Source organism: Bacillus sp. AP50, assembly GCF_040492675.1.
Classification (GTDB): Bacteria; Bacillota; Bacilli; order Bacillales; family Bacillaceae_G; genus Bacillus_A; species Bacillus_A cereus.
Genome location: NZ_JBEUTW010000110.1, coordinates 1 through 15,355, shown reverse-complemented (window position 1 = coordinate 15,355; position 15,355 = coordinate 1). Strand labels below are relative to the sequence as shown.

Below are 15,355 nucleotides of genomic sequence, written 5' to 3'. Positions count from 1 at the left end.
GAAATTAGCACCTATGATAATCCCACCTAAAAATGCACTAATTAATATGCTCATTAAATAAAATTTAAGTTTCTGAAACATTTTTCCTCTACCCCTTTTCTAAAATAAACTTTATTTGAGTTTCTTTAGAAAATTATACCATTTAGTTTTCAGGTATTATTAAATCCATAGTTAAATTAAGGTTATTTTAAGGATATGTTTTCTATTCAAATGTCCATTTTGTTCAATAAAAAAAGAACACTATAAAGTGCCCTAAGCTTCTGAGTATAAAATATACGACAATGCCTTGCCCGTTCTAATGGCGCAACCTAAAAGAGCTTTATAGCGGAATATATATAGCTCTCGGAAAAGGAATAAGTTGGTTGGCATTGACTCAATATTGTATGATGAAAGCCTCCTTATGTGCAAGCGAAAGAGAGCACTCCCCCAATAAGTGCTCTCGCTTAAAAAAATATAGGGGAACATGTTGGACACCGTTCAGTATCATTATATGTAACAAAGAAAAAAGCACCCGCATGGATGCTTAAATTAAACTTATTCATTATCAATATCTCTACTTTCATCATTAACTGATTTCGGGTCTAACATGATTCCTATATCCGGCGGCAAAATTAACTCTATACCAGCTACTGGTTGATTGTCCTTATTAAAATAATACTTCTTTATCTTATTCAATTCTTCCTTTTTCTTATTTTCACTCATATTATCCCACCTTTTATGTATGATATTAAAAACTTTTCTTAATATGTACATTGAGAAAGATAATATACTATTTATCAACTCTCACACAACTTTTGAACTACCCCCACTTTCATCTAATTGATTAGGCTAACCCCGCAGTCCTTGCGGTTAGAAGCCTTATCGCTTCATTCTTTATATTGATACTTGCGTTAATATCCCTATCATGGTGTGTACGACAAGAAGGACAGTCCCATTCACGTAGGCTTAGATTTTTAACGTCTTTATTTTGATATCCACAACAAGAACATAATTGGCTGGAAGCAAATGTTTTCGATACGACAATGACTTGTTTGCCATACCATTTTGCTTTAATATTCCAACATTGTTCGAAACTGTGACCAAGATACCTCACTAATTGCTTTTGCTAACTTATGATTCTTTAACATATTCGATACTTGCAAATCCTCTATACCGATAACATCGTGGTTTTTGATGATTTCAGTTGAGATTTTGTCCAAGTAATCTTTTCTAGCATTTGAGATGTATTCATGAATTCTAGCTACCTTGACTCGTTGTTTATTCCAGCGAGAAGATCCTTTCATTCTTCTAGAAAGAACATGCTGTGCTTTCGCTAACTTATCTTCTAATGCTCGGAAAAACTTCAGATTTTTATAAGGTGTTCCATCTGACAAAATGGCGAAATCTTTTAGTCCTACATCTATTCCAATGTAAGAATGTGTTTTCGGAAGTTCTTGTACTTCTGTTTCAACTAATAGTGACATAAAATATCTGCCAGAAGGGTTCCGTCTAACTGTAGCATTTACAATACGTCCCTCTACTTCACGACTTTTGGCAAATCGAACAAGGCCTAATTTCGGCAACTTTATTTTGTTCCCTACAACGACAATGTTTTCATTTGTTTATTTTGTGGTATAAGATTGTACGTTGTTCTTCTTAGATTTAAAGCGCGGTGCGCTGTTTTGTTTTTTTAAAAAGCGCGTATAAGCATCGGCAAGGTTGCGAACAGACGACTGAATCGCAATACTATCCACTTCTTTTAGCCAAACAAACTCTTTCTTCATGGCAGGGAGTTTGGCAGAGCATGTACCATAGGTCAAGCCTTTTCCTGTCTCTTTGTATGCGTGATCCCATAAGGATAGGAAATGATTGAATACAAAGCGAGAACAACCAATCGTTTTGTTAATTAGAATTGCTTGTGCTTGATTTGGATAGACACGAAACTTATAGGCTTTATTAATCATCATTTGATTCACCTCCATTTCGGTATATGACTATTATACACAAAACGTACGTTCTATAGATAGTGGAGTAACACTTTCTGTATGCCGAACAATTAAGATGGTTTCCTGCCATCCCATGTTCGAAGCCAATCCATCTCCCACCTACTCACTAAGCTTTGGTCCTTCACGCTCCTTGAGGAAGAAATCTTCTTGGCTAAAATGTTAAAATGTTTACATAATAAAAGAACACCCATAATTGATAGGTGCTCTGATATATAAATTGGTTTCCATCCACACATTCCAATATATGCTCGTCCATCTCGAAAGATGCAAACAAAAAGCACCTAAATAGGTGCCTTTTCGAAACGTATTAACGCGAGTAGCGAACACAATGAATTCTTCTCGGTGTCATTACCATCTTATGTTCGAGATTCTTAAATATGCCTAATCGTTAAAACCTTTATTATGAATTCACTACCTATCTACCCTTTATTTTTTTACTAGTTTTAACAATAGGAACTTTTTTTGCTGGTATGAAAGGATTTTCTAAAATAAATAATTGGGTTGCGATGCTTAGAAACATAGCAACCGTTCTACTAATACTTTTATTATCAGTGTTTTTAACACTAACTTTGACCGTTGGCTATGCATTAAGTTAAACGTAATTCTTCACGAATAAAAACCAATATTCCGTCAATACTGTAAGCTTTTGCTAGCTGCTCTTTATTTGTACAAGTTACTCAATTGACTGCGCACATATAATATTCTGAGTTCATTTCTTTATAAAATAGTCGTTATAAAATGAGGCTCGTCACGAGAGCACATTACTAAGTACTCTTTTTATATTCCAACTTAATACAAATTGAAATTTTTGTGATGTTTCTCTACAATCCAATACACTTTTTCCTATCTACTATCCTTAGTGAAAAACTTAAACCTTACTAACTATATTTGAAAGTGTTATAATTTAAACATTTCCAACATTTCGATTACGGAGGATTAGAGAATGAAAATTTCAATAGTCTGTTTCGATAACTTTACTGATATAGATGTTTTTTTACCATGGGATTTATTAAATCGTGTACGTCTAGTTGGTGGTATTTCTGATTGGGAGGTCCAACTATTAGGAACAGAAAAGACTCATGTATCCATGTCTGGTTTACGTATACCCATGACAGGAAGCATATCCGATATCCCTTCTGCTGACGCTGTAATATTTGCAAGTGGTAAGGGTGTACAAGATTTATATAAAAATCAACAATATCTTAATAAAATCCATGTAGATCCTCAAAGACAATTAATAGGCTCTATGTGTTCTGGTTCACTACTACTAGGAGCTAAAAAATTGTTAACTGGCAAAAAAGCAACTACATATCCATCCGTAGTTGAACAACTTAAAGAGTTTGATGTAGACGTTATTGAAAAAAGTTTCGTAAACGAAGGCAATATTTCGACTGCTGCAGGTTGCTTTGCTGCACAAGACCTCTCAGCTTGGATTATAAGAACATTAATTAATGACGAAATGGTTGATACTGTGCTAGAAACTGTTCAGCCAGTAGGCAAAGGTTTATATTTTTAATTTCAAATCAAATCAGATATTTATTTCTGACTTGATTTTTTTATACAATAGCGTTTTTGTTGCATTTTTATTGAGTTCACGTTGACCTTTTGTTGATTTTTTCTTCACATTTAAAGGAAACAAACATACGCTTTTGTATGTAGTCTCTCCGCTCATAGAGATCTACCTTTCTTATCGAAGAGCATACTTACATGTATGCTCTTTTTGCTTACTACGAGATAACGGTTTTGCCTAAACCTACACATATCTAAAAGACATACATACAATGGAATCCTGAGCATCTTTATCAATATAGTTATTGGCCATAAAGCGCCTTAAAATCGCTCTTTTTGTTGAAAAACTACACAAAGAGAAAAAACACATACAATGTAAAATGTACCCTATAGAATAGACTTTTTTCTAGTGTCAATTCTATAGGGTACATTTTATTATTTTCTATCTTTTTTATTTACCTTAAAGTAATCCATTCATAGCTTGCCCACTCTTTTGGTTTCTTATCGTACTTAATACGACCAGTCGTACAAAATGAAGCAATCATCCATTGTATAAGGTTCATCTTGGCGTATGGATCAACACACTCCTCAATTTTTTTCAATTGATAACCGGTACTATTTTTCTGCCAAATTGTATATAAACGAAAATGAGTTGTCGTAACAAGTCTAGCTTTTGTTGTAACTTGCCATTTAGAAATTTTCGTTAAATCCTCTTTGACTTTTCTCTCATACTCTTGTTTTATCACTTTATAAGTCTTATCTTTTTTAATTAATCCATTAGAGATTGTAAAAGGCATTTGATGCACCTCATAAACTGTTCCTTCTTCATCTCCTAAAATATTTGATTCTACTAGAAACATATTTTTTAGTTTTAACTGTTCTGTTAATTCTTTTCCGCTCCGATAAAATGGCTTCTTTATCTTCTGCAACAAGATAACCTGCACAATTAATCCTATTAGTAAAGGATATGCTAATACAAACAATATATTAATAAACATGTTTAAAATAATAACGCCTATTAGAGCAAAAATTGTAAAGTAAATATAGGTTTCTCTTTGATGAATGATTCTACTGTTCAAGCCAAGATACCTCCATTTTGATAAATAGTCAAAGCAATATACACAATTGCTCCTAATAAAATAGAACAAGCCCCTGGAAAGCTCTGTATCAGCTGTATTTCTTTCTTTGGTAGTTTTGCCCCAAATATAGAAGCAGCATGCTCCAATTGGTCTTTAATCGCTCCTACAAACCCTAGAATTTTAATTAAACGATACACGCTAGCAATCCAAAAGAATAGTAAATGGAAAGCTGTTAATGTAATAGCGGTAAGCATAGCCGATTCCTCTGCTACATCGCTAACATATAGAGCTGCCACCACAAGCATTTTCGTATCACCGGGTGAAGAAAATTTAAATGTCTCTAACAATAAGCCACATACTAAGGCCATAGTTAGTACAATTACAATCTCTTTTCCCGTTCGTATTCCAGCAAAATACGTGATACCTAAACCTACTACTAAAAAAATGAAATGCCATATATTTTTTGTTTTTCTATACTTTAAGTCGGTAAATACATTAAGTACCATATAACTTAGAAATAATCCCATGATATACAGGCTCATTTTCTTTACTCCCCTCTTAATTTCATACCAAAATACTGTGTAAAAAAGGGAACCACTTTTAGAGTAGCCCCCTCGTTTATTTTTATATTTATTTTTTGTTCCAAGAATCAACATCTGCATTGCTTGATGCTTTTGTGAATCGAGCTAGAATTGTATCATAACCACCTTGGATTGCTTTCCATACGAACGGGCCAATTACTAATACAATAATCACCGCTAACGCGATTAACATACCGTTTTCTGATGATAATTGTGAGTCTTCGTTTTTTAACCAACTTTTCATTTTTGCTAACATTTCATTTCGTCTCCTTTATATATCAATTTTAAGTATCTACTAAAATTAGAACTTATCTATTTAAATCTTTAATTACTTATTCCAAGAATTTACGTCTGCATTGCTTGATGCTTTTGTGAATCTTGCCAGGATCGTATCATAACCACCTTGGATCGCCTTCCATACAAATGGGCCAATTACTAATACGATAATTACCGCCAGAGCGATTAACATACCGTTTTCTGATGATAGTTGCGAATCCTCATTTTTTAACCAATTTTTCATTTTTGCTAACATGATTGAATCTCCCTTCTCCATTTATTTGAGCTATACGTAATAAACATCATTCATCTAAAACTTCTATTACTTGTTCCAAGAATTCACATCTGCATTGTTTGATGCTTTTGTAAATCGAGCTAGAATTGTATCATACCCGCCTTGAATTGCTTTCCATACAAACGGGCCAATCACTAATACGATAATGACCGCTAACGCGATTAACATACCGTTTTCTGATGATAATTGTGAGTCTTCGTTTTTTAACCAATTCTTCATTTTTGTTAACATTTGTAATGCTCCTTTACCTATTCCATTTTTGATAACGTCTTCTATAAACTTGCAAATCCTTGCATTAAGGATTGAATAACAATCACCATTGGATAAATCACAATACATCCAATAACTGCGACGTTAAATTTATTCATTTCCATCGGCTTATTTTGAATGAGACGGTTATAGTTCTCATGTTTTAACTCACGCATCATTTTAATCTGTGCATCCATAATACGAAGACTCTGTACCTTGTCCGTTTTTTGCGCTTGTTGCAATGCAATCGTAAAGGTATTTACTTCTGGACTATTTAAAGCAGCAGCAAAGTTTCGAAATGGTTGATCCGAGCCAGCATACATTTCTAATTCCGCAGTAAGTGTAGATACATACGGACGAAGATGTCTTCCAGCATATATCTCTGCCTTTTTTACTGTTTCTAATGTTGTATGTGTTTTTAACAGCTGCAGCATAGGAATTAAATACTCTGGTAATTCGAACTTCCTAGCTTCTATCGCCTGCTTGATTCTTCTCTTTAATAGATAATCAGGATAGAAGTAAAGCAGTGGTGAAATCAAAACTCCCACTTTAAATAAGTAGTAATCATGGAACACCGTACATATCAAGAAAACAGAGGTGAAAATGATGGGATATGCTACCTTCATCTTTAAATATTCTTCTGGTTTCGTATCCAGGCCAGCTTCTTCTAATTTTTTCTGAATCTGCTCTTTCTTTTCTTCTGTCAGGTACTTATGTGATAACGACTGGAAGGGCGCGAGCATCATCTGATTTAAATTCTTCTTTTCAATTCGTTTTGCATTTTCTACATAGTTCGTAAGTAAGCTACCGCTATCTTTTTTACTTTGTAGAAAGGTAGAGAATACCCAGTACATGACAACGAATACCACTACAGCTAAAATCGTAGCCACCTTATTCCCCTCTTTCTGTTGGGTTATAATTTGCAATCTTTTCTACACGGGTTGCTAAGAAAAAGACAATGAACATATTTACCGCTAACGCGATTTTTCCCATCATAGAACCTGCTAAAAATCCATATGCTTCTTTTGACATCAACATAATAACAATCGGCATAGCAATGACAATTAAGCAGTTCTGTACAAAGGCACGTTGCGCTTGCGACAAACTAGAACGCAATCTTGCCAGGTATAGCTTTTGTTTTTCGAAATCTTCTGCAATATCTAGTAAGACTTGAACTGAATTTGTTCCACCTTCTCGGCTGCACACTTCCAACATTTCATGGAAGAAAACCAATTCTCTAAAGTTAAACGTTTCATTGAATCCTCTAAATGCACGATGCATTGTGGTTCCACCTTCTAATAAAAGAGAAACTTTCTCTATTTCTTCTTGAATGCTTTCATGCATCATTGGCTTCACCTGAACTAATACCCGTTTTGCATTGTTACTAATTTGAAGTGCATTTGCTACAGCTTTCATATAGATAGAAAGACGGTCAATGACAACCAAGTAGTAACGTTTTTTTCTTCGATAAAGAAGAAACCTTGGAACTAAAAATCCAGATGAAACGGTAATCAGTGTAAAAGGATCTCTACCAAAAGAAAAATAGAATACTGCTGCAATACTCATTCCGGAAAGAATCGTATATACCCAGTACATACTTTTTGTTAATTTCCACTCGTACTTTTGGGCTTCTTGGATAACGGATTGTGGCAAATACATTCGTATCCCTTTGATATTTCTTAATTCCAAGCGCCTTTCTTCTTTCTCATTTTCTTGAACAAATTGAGAAAGAGCAGAACCTTTAGATTTCGCAAAAAGTAAAACGAGCAATCCTACACTAATAAAGATTAAAAATATACATCCATAGGCTAACAAACTATGCATACTGCACCTCCTTTTGTGAAAGGAATGGCGCATAAAGAGCTGGATTTACAGTAGAAGAACGGAATTTCTTCTCCATTTCAGCTGACATTTTTGCTGTAATAATATGTTGGCCATGAATTTTCCCTATTCTTTCATTCATTTCATCTTGTTTCTCATATGTTGGCATAAACTGAGACAATGGATTAAACTGTATATCTTCCTGATAATCCAATAGTTCAATCATCTCTGTAATATAACGATTTCCATCATCTTTCTTTTCCAAAAAGACAATTACATCAAATGTCTGTGAAATCAATTCATATAAATACTGGGCATCAATATTCGCACCACTTTGCAGACACATAAGCATTAAACGCCTAACTGCTTCTTTTGCACTTCTTGCATGGACAGAAGTGAAACCAGGATGTCCTGTTTGGAAAAAGTTGATCATTTTTAACGCTTCTTTCCCCCTCGATTCCCCTACAATTAATCGCTTGGGCCCTTGACGTAAAGCATTTGTTAACAATCTATCAAAGTCGATTGCATTTTCTTCTACTTCCGATGCCCTACACTGCATCGGAACAAAATGATGTTCTGGAAAAATGCGATGCAAATATAATTCAGGGTTATCTTCTACTACAAGAGTACGTTCTTTTTTCTTTCCTTTCGGAATGTGAGAAGCAAGATATTTCATAAACTCTGATTTCCCTGTACCCGTAGCTCCAGCAACTAAAATATTCATTTTGGCTTTCACAGCTGCAGCCAAAAAGTTCAACATTTCTTTCGATGCTTGATTGGTAGATAACATCCGCTCTTCAGAAGCACGAAGGTGATCCGCATTCTTACGAATCGTTATCGTTGTTCCGAGTCCCCCAAGTTCATCTAACGCAATATTGATACGTATATACGGAAATACGCAGTCAACATATGGCTTTGCTGTATTTAATGAATCTGATGTACTGTTTACCATCTTATAAGCTAGGGCTTTCACTTCTTCTTCTGTCTCAAATCGGTAAGGAAATGTACATTCTCCCTCTCCGATTTTTTCGTAAATGATTTCTTTTGTACCATTGATATAAATATCAGTTACATCCTTATCTTCTTTTAAAGGTTCTATAATCCCAAATCCAACAATTTCATCACACACCATATTTAGTAACTGTTCTGAAGGTACATCTAAAACGACGACTTGATTGCTTAGTAAAAAGCCTTTAATAATTTGCTCCACAGCTGTTCTCTTCTCTTTATTCATAAAGGATTCGCTTAAGATATCACGATGTTCTTTTACTAAAAATGCACGAATTTCATCTGTAATATCTTTAATTTGTTGAGCTGTAGTTGTTCCTAACTTTCGCACCGATTTAGAACGAATCCTATAACCAAAGTGATATAAATCCACTCGATTTCGCTTTAAGAATACTTGTTTTTCCTGTAAATAGCCCCACATACTACTTGCCACCTTTTTAATTTCGTAAACCAAAGAGACCCTTTTTCATAGAGGAGTGCTGGGATGGAATATCAAGACCAGCTGCTTCCATAATATGATGGACCTTTGCATTAATTTGCGGGGAACCAAATTGCATCCCCCATTCATAACTCGTACGATCTCTGTCATACGGAATTGTCACTGCAATGTTTTGGGAAGAAAGCTTTTCAATATCTTCTACATAGTCCTCGTCTCCCATATTCAAAACATGAATCATACGAGGTAATGTTAGCTTTGCTTCTTCTATTAGTTGTAATTCTCTTTTAATTGCTAACGCACCACGAGGGTTGCCATTTAGCACATGAACAACAAGGTCTGATTGGTATAGGATTGGGTAACTAAGCACCTCGGATAATTCAGTTGGTACCGATAGGATGATGTAGTCATATTCTGTATCTACAAGTGATTCGATAAATGTCGTTACAAACAATTCTTTGTTTTGAATCTCTGGAAATTGAGTTAAACTATAACCTGATGGAAACACCAGAAAATCCATCTTATCGTGTAATTTTTGCGTCAACCTTGGATTCACTTTTTTTTCTAGTAAATCTTGCTTGGTACAAATATACTGCAAGAGATTGTATTCATTTTCTTTTCTTACAAGCCCTAGCATATTTTTACTCTCATGGCTAAGACCTGTTCCAACCGCGAAGTTTGGTCTTACTTGGTCCGCTTCTACATAAAGCACCTTTTTCCCTAAATGAGCTAACTCATTTGCCATCGCAATACTTAACGTACTTTTTCCTACGTTTTCGTTTGTCGCATAAAAGGCAACCATTCTTACTTGCCGGTCCATCTTAAAAGCCCCTTCCTTATTTGGATTCGTTCAGATACTGTGCAACATATTCTTTTACACTTTTAGATATGGGGTTGGTTGAATGCTTCTCTACATAGTCTAAAATATTTTTCTGATCAGATATTTGCGAGAATCCTTCTGCTGGTTCTAATTCTTTCCCTGTTTGTTCTACCTTTTGTCCAACTGCAACAGGAATTACATCTCCAAGTGTTTTCGCACGATTTAGATATTGAAGTTGTTCTGGTGAAACAGCCAATGTATATAATCGCGTTACTTTTGGCTTTTGTTTTCCTTCTTGTTCCTCTTTTGATTCTTTCTTTTCTAGTACAAATGCATCTTCTGTATTGCTATCCTTTGCAGCCGTAACACGTACACGTTGGAAAAGACCACCGAATACTACCTTCTCATTGTCCCCGTCCTTTACAACCTGCTTAAAATATAAGTCCACATAAGTGTTAGGAATGATACTATTACCTGAACTTGTTTCCAAATCAACGAGTAACGGGAATGCAACTTCTCCATCTTTCAAATTTAAAATGGCAGAGTCAGGTAACTCCTCTTTCTTTACTACTTTATTTTTAAAAAGATAGCTATTTTCGGTGATTGGCTGCCCATCATTTGTCCACTTACCTATAACCTCTTTTTTACTTACACGTAATGCATTTGGAGGAATCCCATCACCAGGTAATGTTCGTTCCACTAGCATTTCTTCTTTAATCTCTGTATGCGCAGGTATATCCTTTGCAGCTACAACAACTTTTGTTGGTTTTACTGCATTTTCTACTGCAAAATGATTGTATCCATAGATACCCGCTACTGTTATAGCAGCTAAACCTACCGCTGTAATCTGCTTCTTTTGAAACTTAGACGGCTTCAATGTTTATATTCCTCCTTATGTAGCCTTTAAACGCAAAAAAGGACACACCTATGGCGTAAAACGCCTTAGGTGTGTCCTTTTAGCTAATCTAAAGTCTATATGAAAATGTTGGATTTATTTTCTTTAATATTACAATCTCAATATTATGATATATATAGTTTCATGTCAATCATTTCTAAAAAATATCTGTTTTTTCTATTTAAAAACCACGTAATCGATAATTAACCTCGCTCCCAAAACCCTGTTATAACAAGGTTTCTAACCTATTAAGCATCCCAAAAATATGTTGTAATTAATCTAACACAACTGAATATTCCAAGGTGTCGGTTGCTATCCTTTCTCTTTCATTTTATGGAGAAAAGAAGAGATCATTTGGAAATACTTTTCACAATAGTTGATGCAAGAGGCAAAATTATTATTAAAACGAAATCAATTTTGTTCCTGTTTCAAAATACTTTGCAGGAGCATAACTTTTCCCATTCCGATCCTGAAATTCACTTCCAATATATAACGATGCAATCATTACGATAATTCCAATGAAAATTACACGTTTCATACGTTGTTTTTTCTTTTTATCCATTCAATATTCCCCTTTCTACAAAAAAAAGACACATCCCATTAAGGGATGTGCCTTTGGTTTATCCATTCAGCTACTAGTTTAAGAAGGATATCTTATTGTGTTGATTCATCTAATTATACTATATTTTATTCTCATTTCCTATTTCTCATGTAATACCAATCTGTTAATTTATAAAGTACGTCTTCCTTACCAACCCAATTCCAACCAACTCCACTTCCTCCAGGGAATGGATCGTCAGGAAATACTCTTCTTTTTATGAAATCATCATACGCAACACCCTTAATCTCTACTTGCTCAGTTAAACATAAACTCATTTCATTGATACCTGCTGGAGCTGTTTCTACATTAAAAGTGTATACACCATCTTTTGTCTTCAGTGGTGAATACCATTTTTGGCCACCATCAATGATTTTCTCTTGTCCATCCCAATATAAAGACTTAGTTGGTCTTTTACTATCAAAAACATGTCCTGTTGCTTCAGATAAATACATATTTTTAGGTAGGAATTTTGCTGTAGTATCTTTAAGTTCTTTCTTCTCTAAATCTTGAGTAGACTTTAATCCTTCGTCTGCAAATGGATATTGTGCCTTAGCAGCAGTAAATACACCAGGGTAATTCGCATTCCAATCATTTTTGTACTTACCGTTTACTTCATACGAAAATCCATAACCAGAATGTAGCTTAGAAGGAGCTAAATTACCAATACTCCCTGTCAAAGTTTCATAATACATTTCCCCAGTTATATCTTCTTTTGATACACGTTCACTTACTGTTTCTACTACACCTTTTACACTCGTTACACCACACATTGCCTTTTCTTTTGAAGGCTCATAGATTGCTGTTTTAATAGGATTATTTTTGTACGTAGTTTCCTCGATGTCTATACGATTACCAGCAGGGTTAATTTCCGCTTGAATTGTTCCTTTACCTTTATGTTGCCAGTCAAGGTTCAGGGTTTTCTTTTCTCCCTCAGTTAATCTTACCTTTTGTAAAGCTACTTGTTGTCCGTTATGTTTTAACACAACTACTGTTTCAGGATTCATATATTTTTCTTCTAATACATCTAACTTTTTAATTTTATTCTTCTCTTTTTCTAGTTTCTGCCTTGCATTATCTAGCCTACTTGCCGCACTATCTAGTTTATTTTCTTCCCAAGAGCAGTCTCTATCATAATAGTGGTCCTTTCCCTCGGCATCTACTTCATGAATTGGATTACGACGACAATAACTTAAGCTGGATTGTGCACTATCTCTATCAGATTCAGTGCTGTTTATTTCTTGTTGAGACTTATTAATATTGTTGTTTACTTTTGCTCTATATTGGTCACGCTCTAGTTTAAAATTATCACGTGATACATCTACTCTTGTTTTGATATTCTTTCCTTCTCTTGCTGTTTCTCCTTCAATTCGGTCAGCAGAGAAATCAATTTTATATTTAAAATCATCTTCATCACCTGGATCTGGATTAGGTGTTACTTCTGTACCACAGTTTCCATCTACAATAAAATCAACTGTTTTCTCGTTTGACCCCCTTTGAACCCCATCAATAATTTTTAATTTTGCAGTATAACGACCACACATCTGAGGCTGCCAACTTATATCTTCTTTCGTAAATCGTCCTGCATCACCTTCATTTGGTTTTTGATTATCTTTTTGTGGCGTTGAACGTAAGTAATTTTCTTGATGATGCACTGTTTCACCACTTTTAGTAATATCTAGTAGCCATTGCACACGATTTCGTTCACCTGCTATCGATGAATAAGGGTTACCTATATCGAGTTTGGGACCACGTTCTGTATATCCTTTCTCTTTACTTACATACTCGAAACCGTTAAATGTAAACTTAACAGGTGTATCCTTCTTACCACTAGAGACTTTAAAATCTTTTATTTCAGGTTTACTAGTTCGTACATACCATAGACTATATTTATTTATTCCATTTACGCCACCAGCACCTGCATATCCACCAGAAAGATAGGCTATATCACGAATCCAATAAAACAGACCATATGATTTTGGTGAATTACCATTAGATACTGTGTGCGAATCTATATTATTTAGGACAAATTGAGAATTACCCCAATATTTATCAGAAATGATAGATTCAGTAATCCTCTCTTTTTCCGTTATCATACGATCCCCAACAGCGATAGCACTATTCCAATAACCTTCATTCGAAATCCGCACATAAGGCTCACTTAGGTCTTCTCTTTGTACTAAGTTTGCTTGTGGGTTTTCAAAACTAAAAGAGCCATTGTAAACAGCAGGGTAATGAAGATCTCCTTTATACGCTAAATCTACACCCGGTGGCGCATAACGACTCCCAAAACGATAAAACTTACCTTTCATTTGCAAATATCTAGAAGTAAGAGAGGTATCATCTGTTCCGTTATAAAAAGGAACGTCAGCATTTTTCGCACTTGCTATACTTGGAATCATTAATGCTGTCGAGGTACACAGTAATAACAAACTTCTTTTCAATTTCATAAGTTTCCCTCCTAAAACAAAAAAGGACACACCTATACCATTGGCTGGTACGTTAGGTGTGTCCTTTCCGTATCTTATTAAATATTATATCCAATTTTTAATCTTTTAATTGCATTATAACGTTATTTAGGTTCAATTAAAATAGACATTGTATCACGAATCATAGTTTTTCCAATACGAATTTTAAAATCACCTTTTTGATAGTTAGTAATTGTTTTTGAATCAACAGCATTTTGAATCTCCTGATTTAAGTCTAACCCTGTTAAATATGTCACCCATTTTTTTGTTAATTCTACAGTTGCCGGATTATTATCTAAAAACCCAATTTTAAAGGTATCTCCTCCACCTTCTACTACAAATTGACCACCGGCATATGAACCTTCTGGGTAATACATGCCTTTATCTAGAATAGTTACAGCCCCATTTAAATTAGAGTATTTTAAATTTGTGTTATATTTTCTATTAATCTCTTTTAAGATATTTTGCGCTTCTGGAGCTAATTGTTTTTTCACAGTAGGATTCTCTAACGCAGATGGATGAAAATCAAAATCCGGTTGTACTAGGCTTTCATCTAAACCTGCTGGTACTTCAGGTTTCGGGTCTGGCTTCACTTCTGGTTTTTCTTCTGGTTTTGTTTCAGGCTTTGGATCTGGCTTCACTTCTGGTTTTGTTTCTTTTTCAACTGCATTAATAGAGTTATATAGGAACTGACTATACGCTTCACGTGTTACAAACATTTTTGGAGAATACATATTACCTCCTGTACCAATAGTAACGCCATTTTCTTCTAATGCGCTGATTGCTTTTAGTGCCCATGAGTTTTTATCAACATCTGTAAATGTTGTTGTTTTCGTTGACTTAAATTTAAAAGCATTAGTAAGTACTTGTGCCATTTGTTCACGAGTTAAAATATCATCTGGACCATATTTCCCATCACCAAATCCATTCACAAGTCCTGCTTTAGCAAGTGCTAAGATTTCTTTTTCAAACAAATGTCCTTTAATATCAGTAAAAGGATTTTTGAAGCTAGCATCTGCATCTGCTGGTTTTACGTACATATAAATCATACGAGCAACTTGCCCACGAGTTACATTATCACCAAAGCCAAAGATATTATTTCCGTACCCTTGCACTACTTTACGATTTGTTAAATCATAAATTGCTTTTGTAGACCAGTGATTTGCTGGAACATCATTGAATTTTAATGAGTCTGTGTTATCAGCCTTAGCAGTAAATGCTCCTGCTCCTAGTAATGATGTACCCATTATTGTTAGTGCTGTTGCTGTTTTTAAAAATTTGTTAGCCATTGTTTGTTCCTCCAAATATATTAGTTTTTCATAGATTCTCTTATTG

Annotated in this window: 15 protein-coding genes and 2 pseudogenes; 2 read left to right on the top strand and 15 right to left on the bottom strand. The window is 34.7% G+C overall.

All coding sequences use genetic code 11. From position 1 onward, the window contains the following. Nucleotides 1-534 precede the first annotated feature (534 nt). Both ABWK52_RS10140 and tnpB read right to left on the bottom strand, forming a co-directional pair. Entirely contained in the window at nucleotides 535-702 is a 168-nt protein-coding gene (locus ABWK52_RS10140) for a hypothetical protein (protein WP_001293562.1), read from the bottom strand. Between the two features lie 121 nt (nucleotides 703-823). Continuing rightward, a pseudogene (gene tnpB, locus ABWK52_RS10135) lies at nucleotides 824-1,946 on the bottom strand (IS200/IS605 family element RNA-guided endonuclease TnpB). A 435-nt stretch (nucleotides 1,947-2,381) separates the two neighbouring features. On the opposite strand from tnpB, the pseudogene ABWK52_RS29740 reads away from it, so the two are divergent. Together ABWK52_RS29740 and ABWK52_RS10130 are read left to right on the top strand one after the other, a co-directional pair. Continuing rightward, a pseudogene (locus ABWK52_RS29740) lies at nucleotides 2,382-2,581 on the top strand (hypothetical protein); the annotation flags it as partial. Nucleotides 2,582-2,928: 347 nt separating this feature from the next. Beyond that, a complete protein-coding gene (locus ABWK52_RS10130) occupies nucleotides 2,929-3,501 on the top strand; it encodes a DJ-1/PfpI family protein (protein ID WP_000703254.1) in 573 nt (190 codons plus the stop codon). 448 nt (nucleotides 3,502-3,949) lie between these two features. On the opposite strand, the gene ABWK52_RS10125 is transcribed toward ABWK52_RS10130, so the two are convergent. The 13 genes from ABWK52_RS10125 to ABWK52_RS10065 form a co-directional block, all read right to left on the bottom strand. Beyond that, on the bottom strand, nucleotides 3,950-4,573 hold the full coding sequence (locus tag ABWK52_RS10125) for a hypothetical protein (RefSeq protein ID WP_001088462.1): 624 nt from the start codon (nucleotides 4,571-4,573) through the stop codon (nucleotides 3,950-3,952). Beyond that, nucleotides 4,570-5,115, bottom strand: a complete 546-nt coding sequence (locus tag ABWK52_RS10120; protein WP_000061107.1) for a hypothetical protein — start codon at nucleotides 5,113-5,115, stop codon at nucleotides 4,570-4,572. Before ABWK52_RS10120 ends, ABWK52_RS10125 begins: the two co-directional genes overlap by 4 nt. 88 nt (nucleotides 5,116-5,203) lie before the next feature. Next, nucleotides 5,204-5,410 carry a hypothetical protein gene (locus tag ABWK52_RS10115; protein WP_000879960.1) on the bottom strand — a complete coding sequence of 69 codons (207 nt, stop codon included), beginning with the start codon at nucleotides 5,408-5,410 and terminating at the stop codon, nucleotides 5,204-5,206. A gap of 72 nt (nucleotides 5,411-5,482) precedes the next feature. Then, nucleotides 5,483-5,686: a hypothetical protein gene (locus tag ABWK52_RS10110; RefSeq protein ID WP_000879955.1), complete on the bottom strand. Its 204-nt coding sequence runs from the start codon at nucleotides 5,684-5,686 to the stop codon at nucleotides 5,483-5,485. 66 nt (nucleotides 5,687-5,752) lie between these two features. After that, on the bottom strand, nucleotides 5,753-5,956 hold the full coding sequence (locus tag ABWK52_RS10105) for a hypothetical protein (RefSeq protein ID WP_000956352.1): 204 nt from the start codon (nucleotides 5,954-5,956) through the stop codon (nucleotides 5,753-5,755). Between the two features lie 41 nt (nucleotides 5,957-5,997). Then, complete coding sequence (locus tag ABWK52_RS10100; RefSeq protein WP_098542401.1) at nucleotides 5,998-6,864, bottom strand: hypothetical protein; 867 nt, start codon at nucleotides 6,862-6,864, stop codon at nucleotides 5,998-6,000. A gap of 1 nt (nucleotide 6,865) precedes the next feature. Further along, a complete protein-coding gene (locus tag ABWK52_RS10095) occupies nucleotides 6,866-7,798 on the bottom strand; it encodes a type II secretion system F family protein (protein ID WP_098542400.1) in 933 nt (310 codons plus the stop codon). After that, nucleotides 7,791-9,224 carry a CpaF family protein gene (locus ABWK52_RS10090; protein ID WP_098542399.1) on the bottom strand — a complete coding sequence of 478 codons (1,434 nt, stop codon included), beginning with the start codon at nucleotides 9,222-9,224 and terminating at the stop codon, nucleotides 7,791-7,793. Before ABWK52_RS10090 ends, ABWK52_RS10095 begins: the two co-directional genes overlap by 8 nt. Before the next feature lie 16 nt (nucleotides 9,225-9,240). After that, on the bottom strand, nucleotides 9,241-10,059 hold the full coding sequence (locus ABWK52_RS10085) for an AAA family ATPase (protein ID WP_086423471.1): 819 nt from the start codon (nucleotides 10,057-10,059) through the stop codon (nucleotides 9,241-9,243). A gap of 16 nt (nucleotides 10,060-10,075) precedes the next feature. Continuing rightward, entirely contained in the window at nucleotides 10,076-10,936 is an 861-nt protein-coding gene (gene cpaB / locus ABWK52_RS10080; RefSeq protein WP_000804789.1) for a Flp pilus assembly protein CpaB, read from the bottom strand. Nucleotides 10,937-11,354: 418 nt separating this feature from the next. Continuing rightward, the gene (locus ABWK52_RS10075) at nucleotides 11,355-11,516 is read right to left on the bottom strand and encodes a hypothetical protein (RefSeq protein ID WP_000358416.1); all 162 of its coding nucleotides are present in this window, start codon (nucleotides 11,514-11,516) and stop codon (nucleotides 11,355-11,357) included. A 131-nt stretch (nucleotides 11,517-11,647) separates the two neighbouring features. Further along, nucleotides 11,648-14,002, bottom strand: coding sequence for a hypothetical protein (locus ABWK52_RS10070; protein WP_098542398.1), 2,355 nt, complete (start codon nucleotides 14,000-14,002; stop codon nucleotides 11,648-11,650). Between the two features lie 122 nt (nucleotides 14,003-14,124). Then, nucleotides 14,125-15,309 carry an S-layer homology domain-containing protein gene (locus ABWK52_RS10065; protein WP_353771927.1) on the bottom strand — a complete coding sequence of 395 codons (1,185 nt, stop codon included), beginning with the start codon at nucleotides 15,307-15,309 and terminating at the stop codon, nucleotides 14,125-14,127. Between the last annotated feature and the right edge of the window lie 46 nt (nucleotides 15,310-15,355).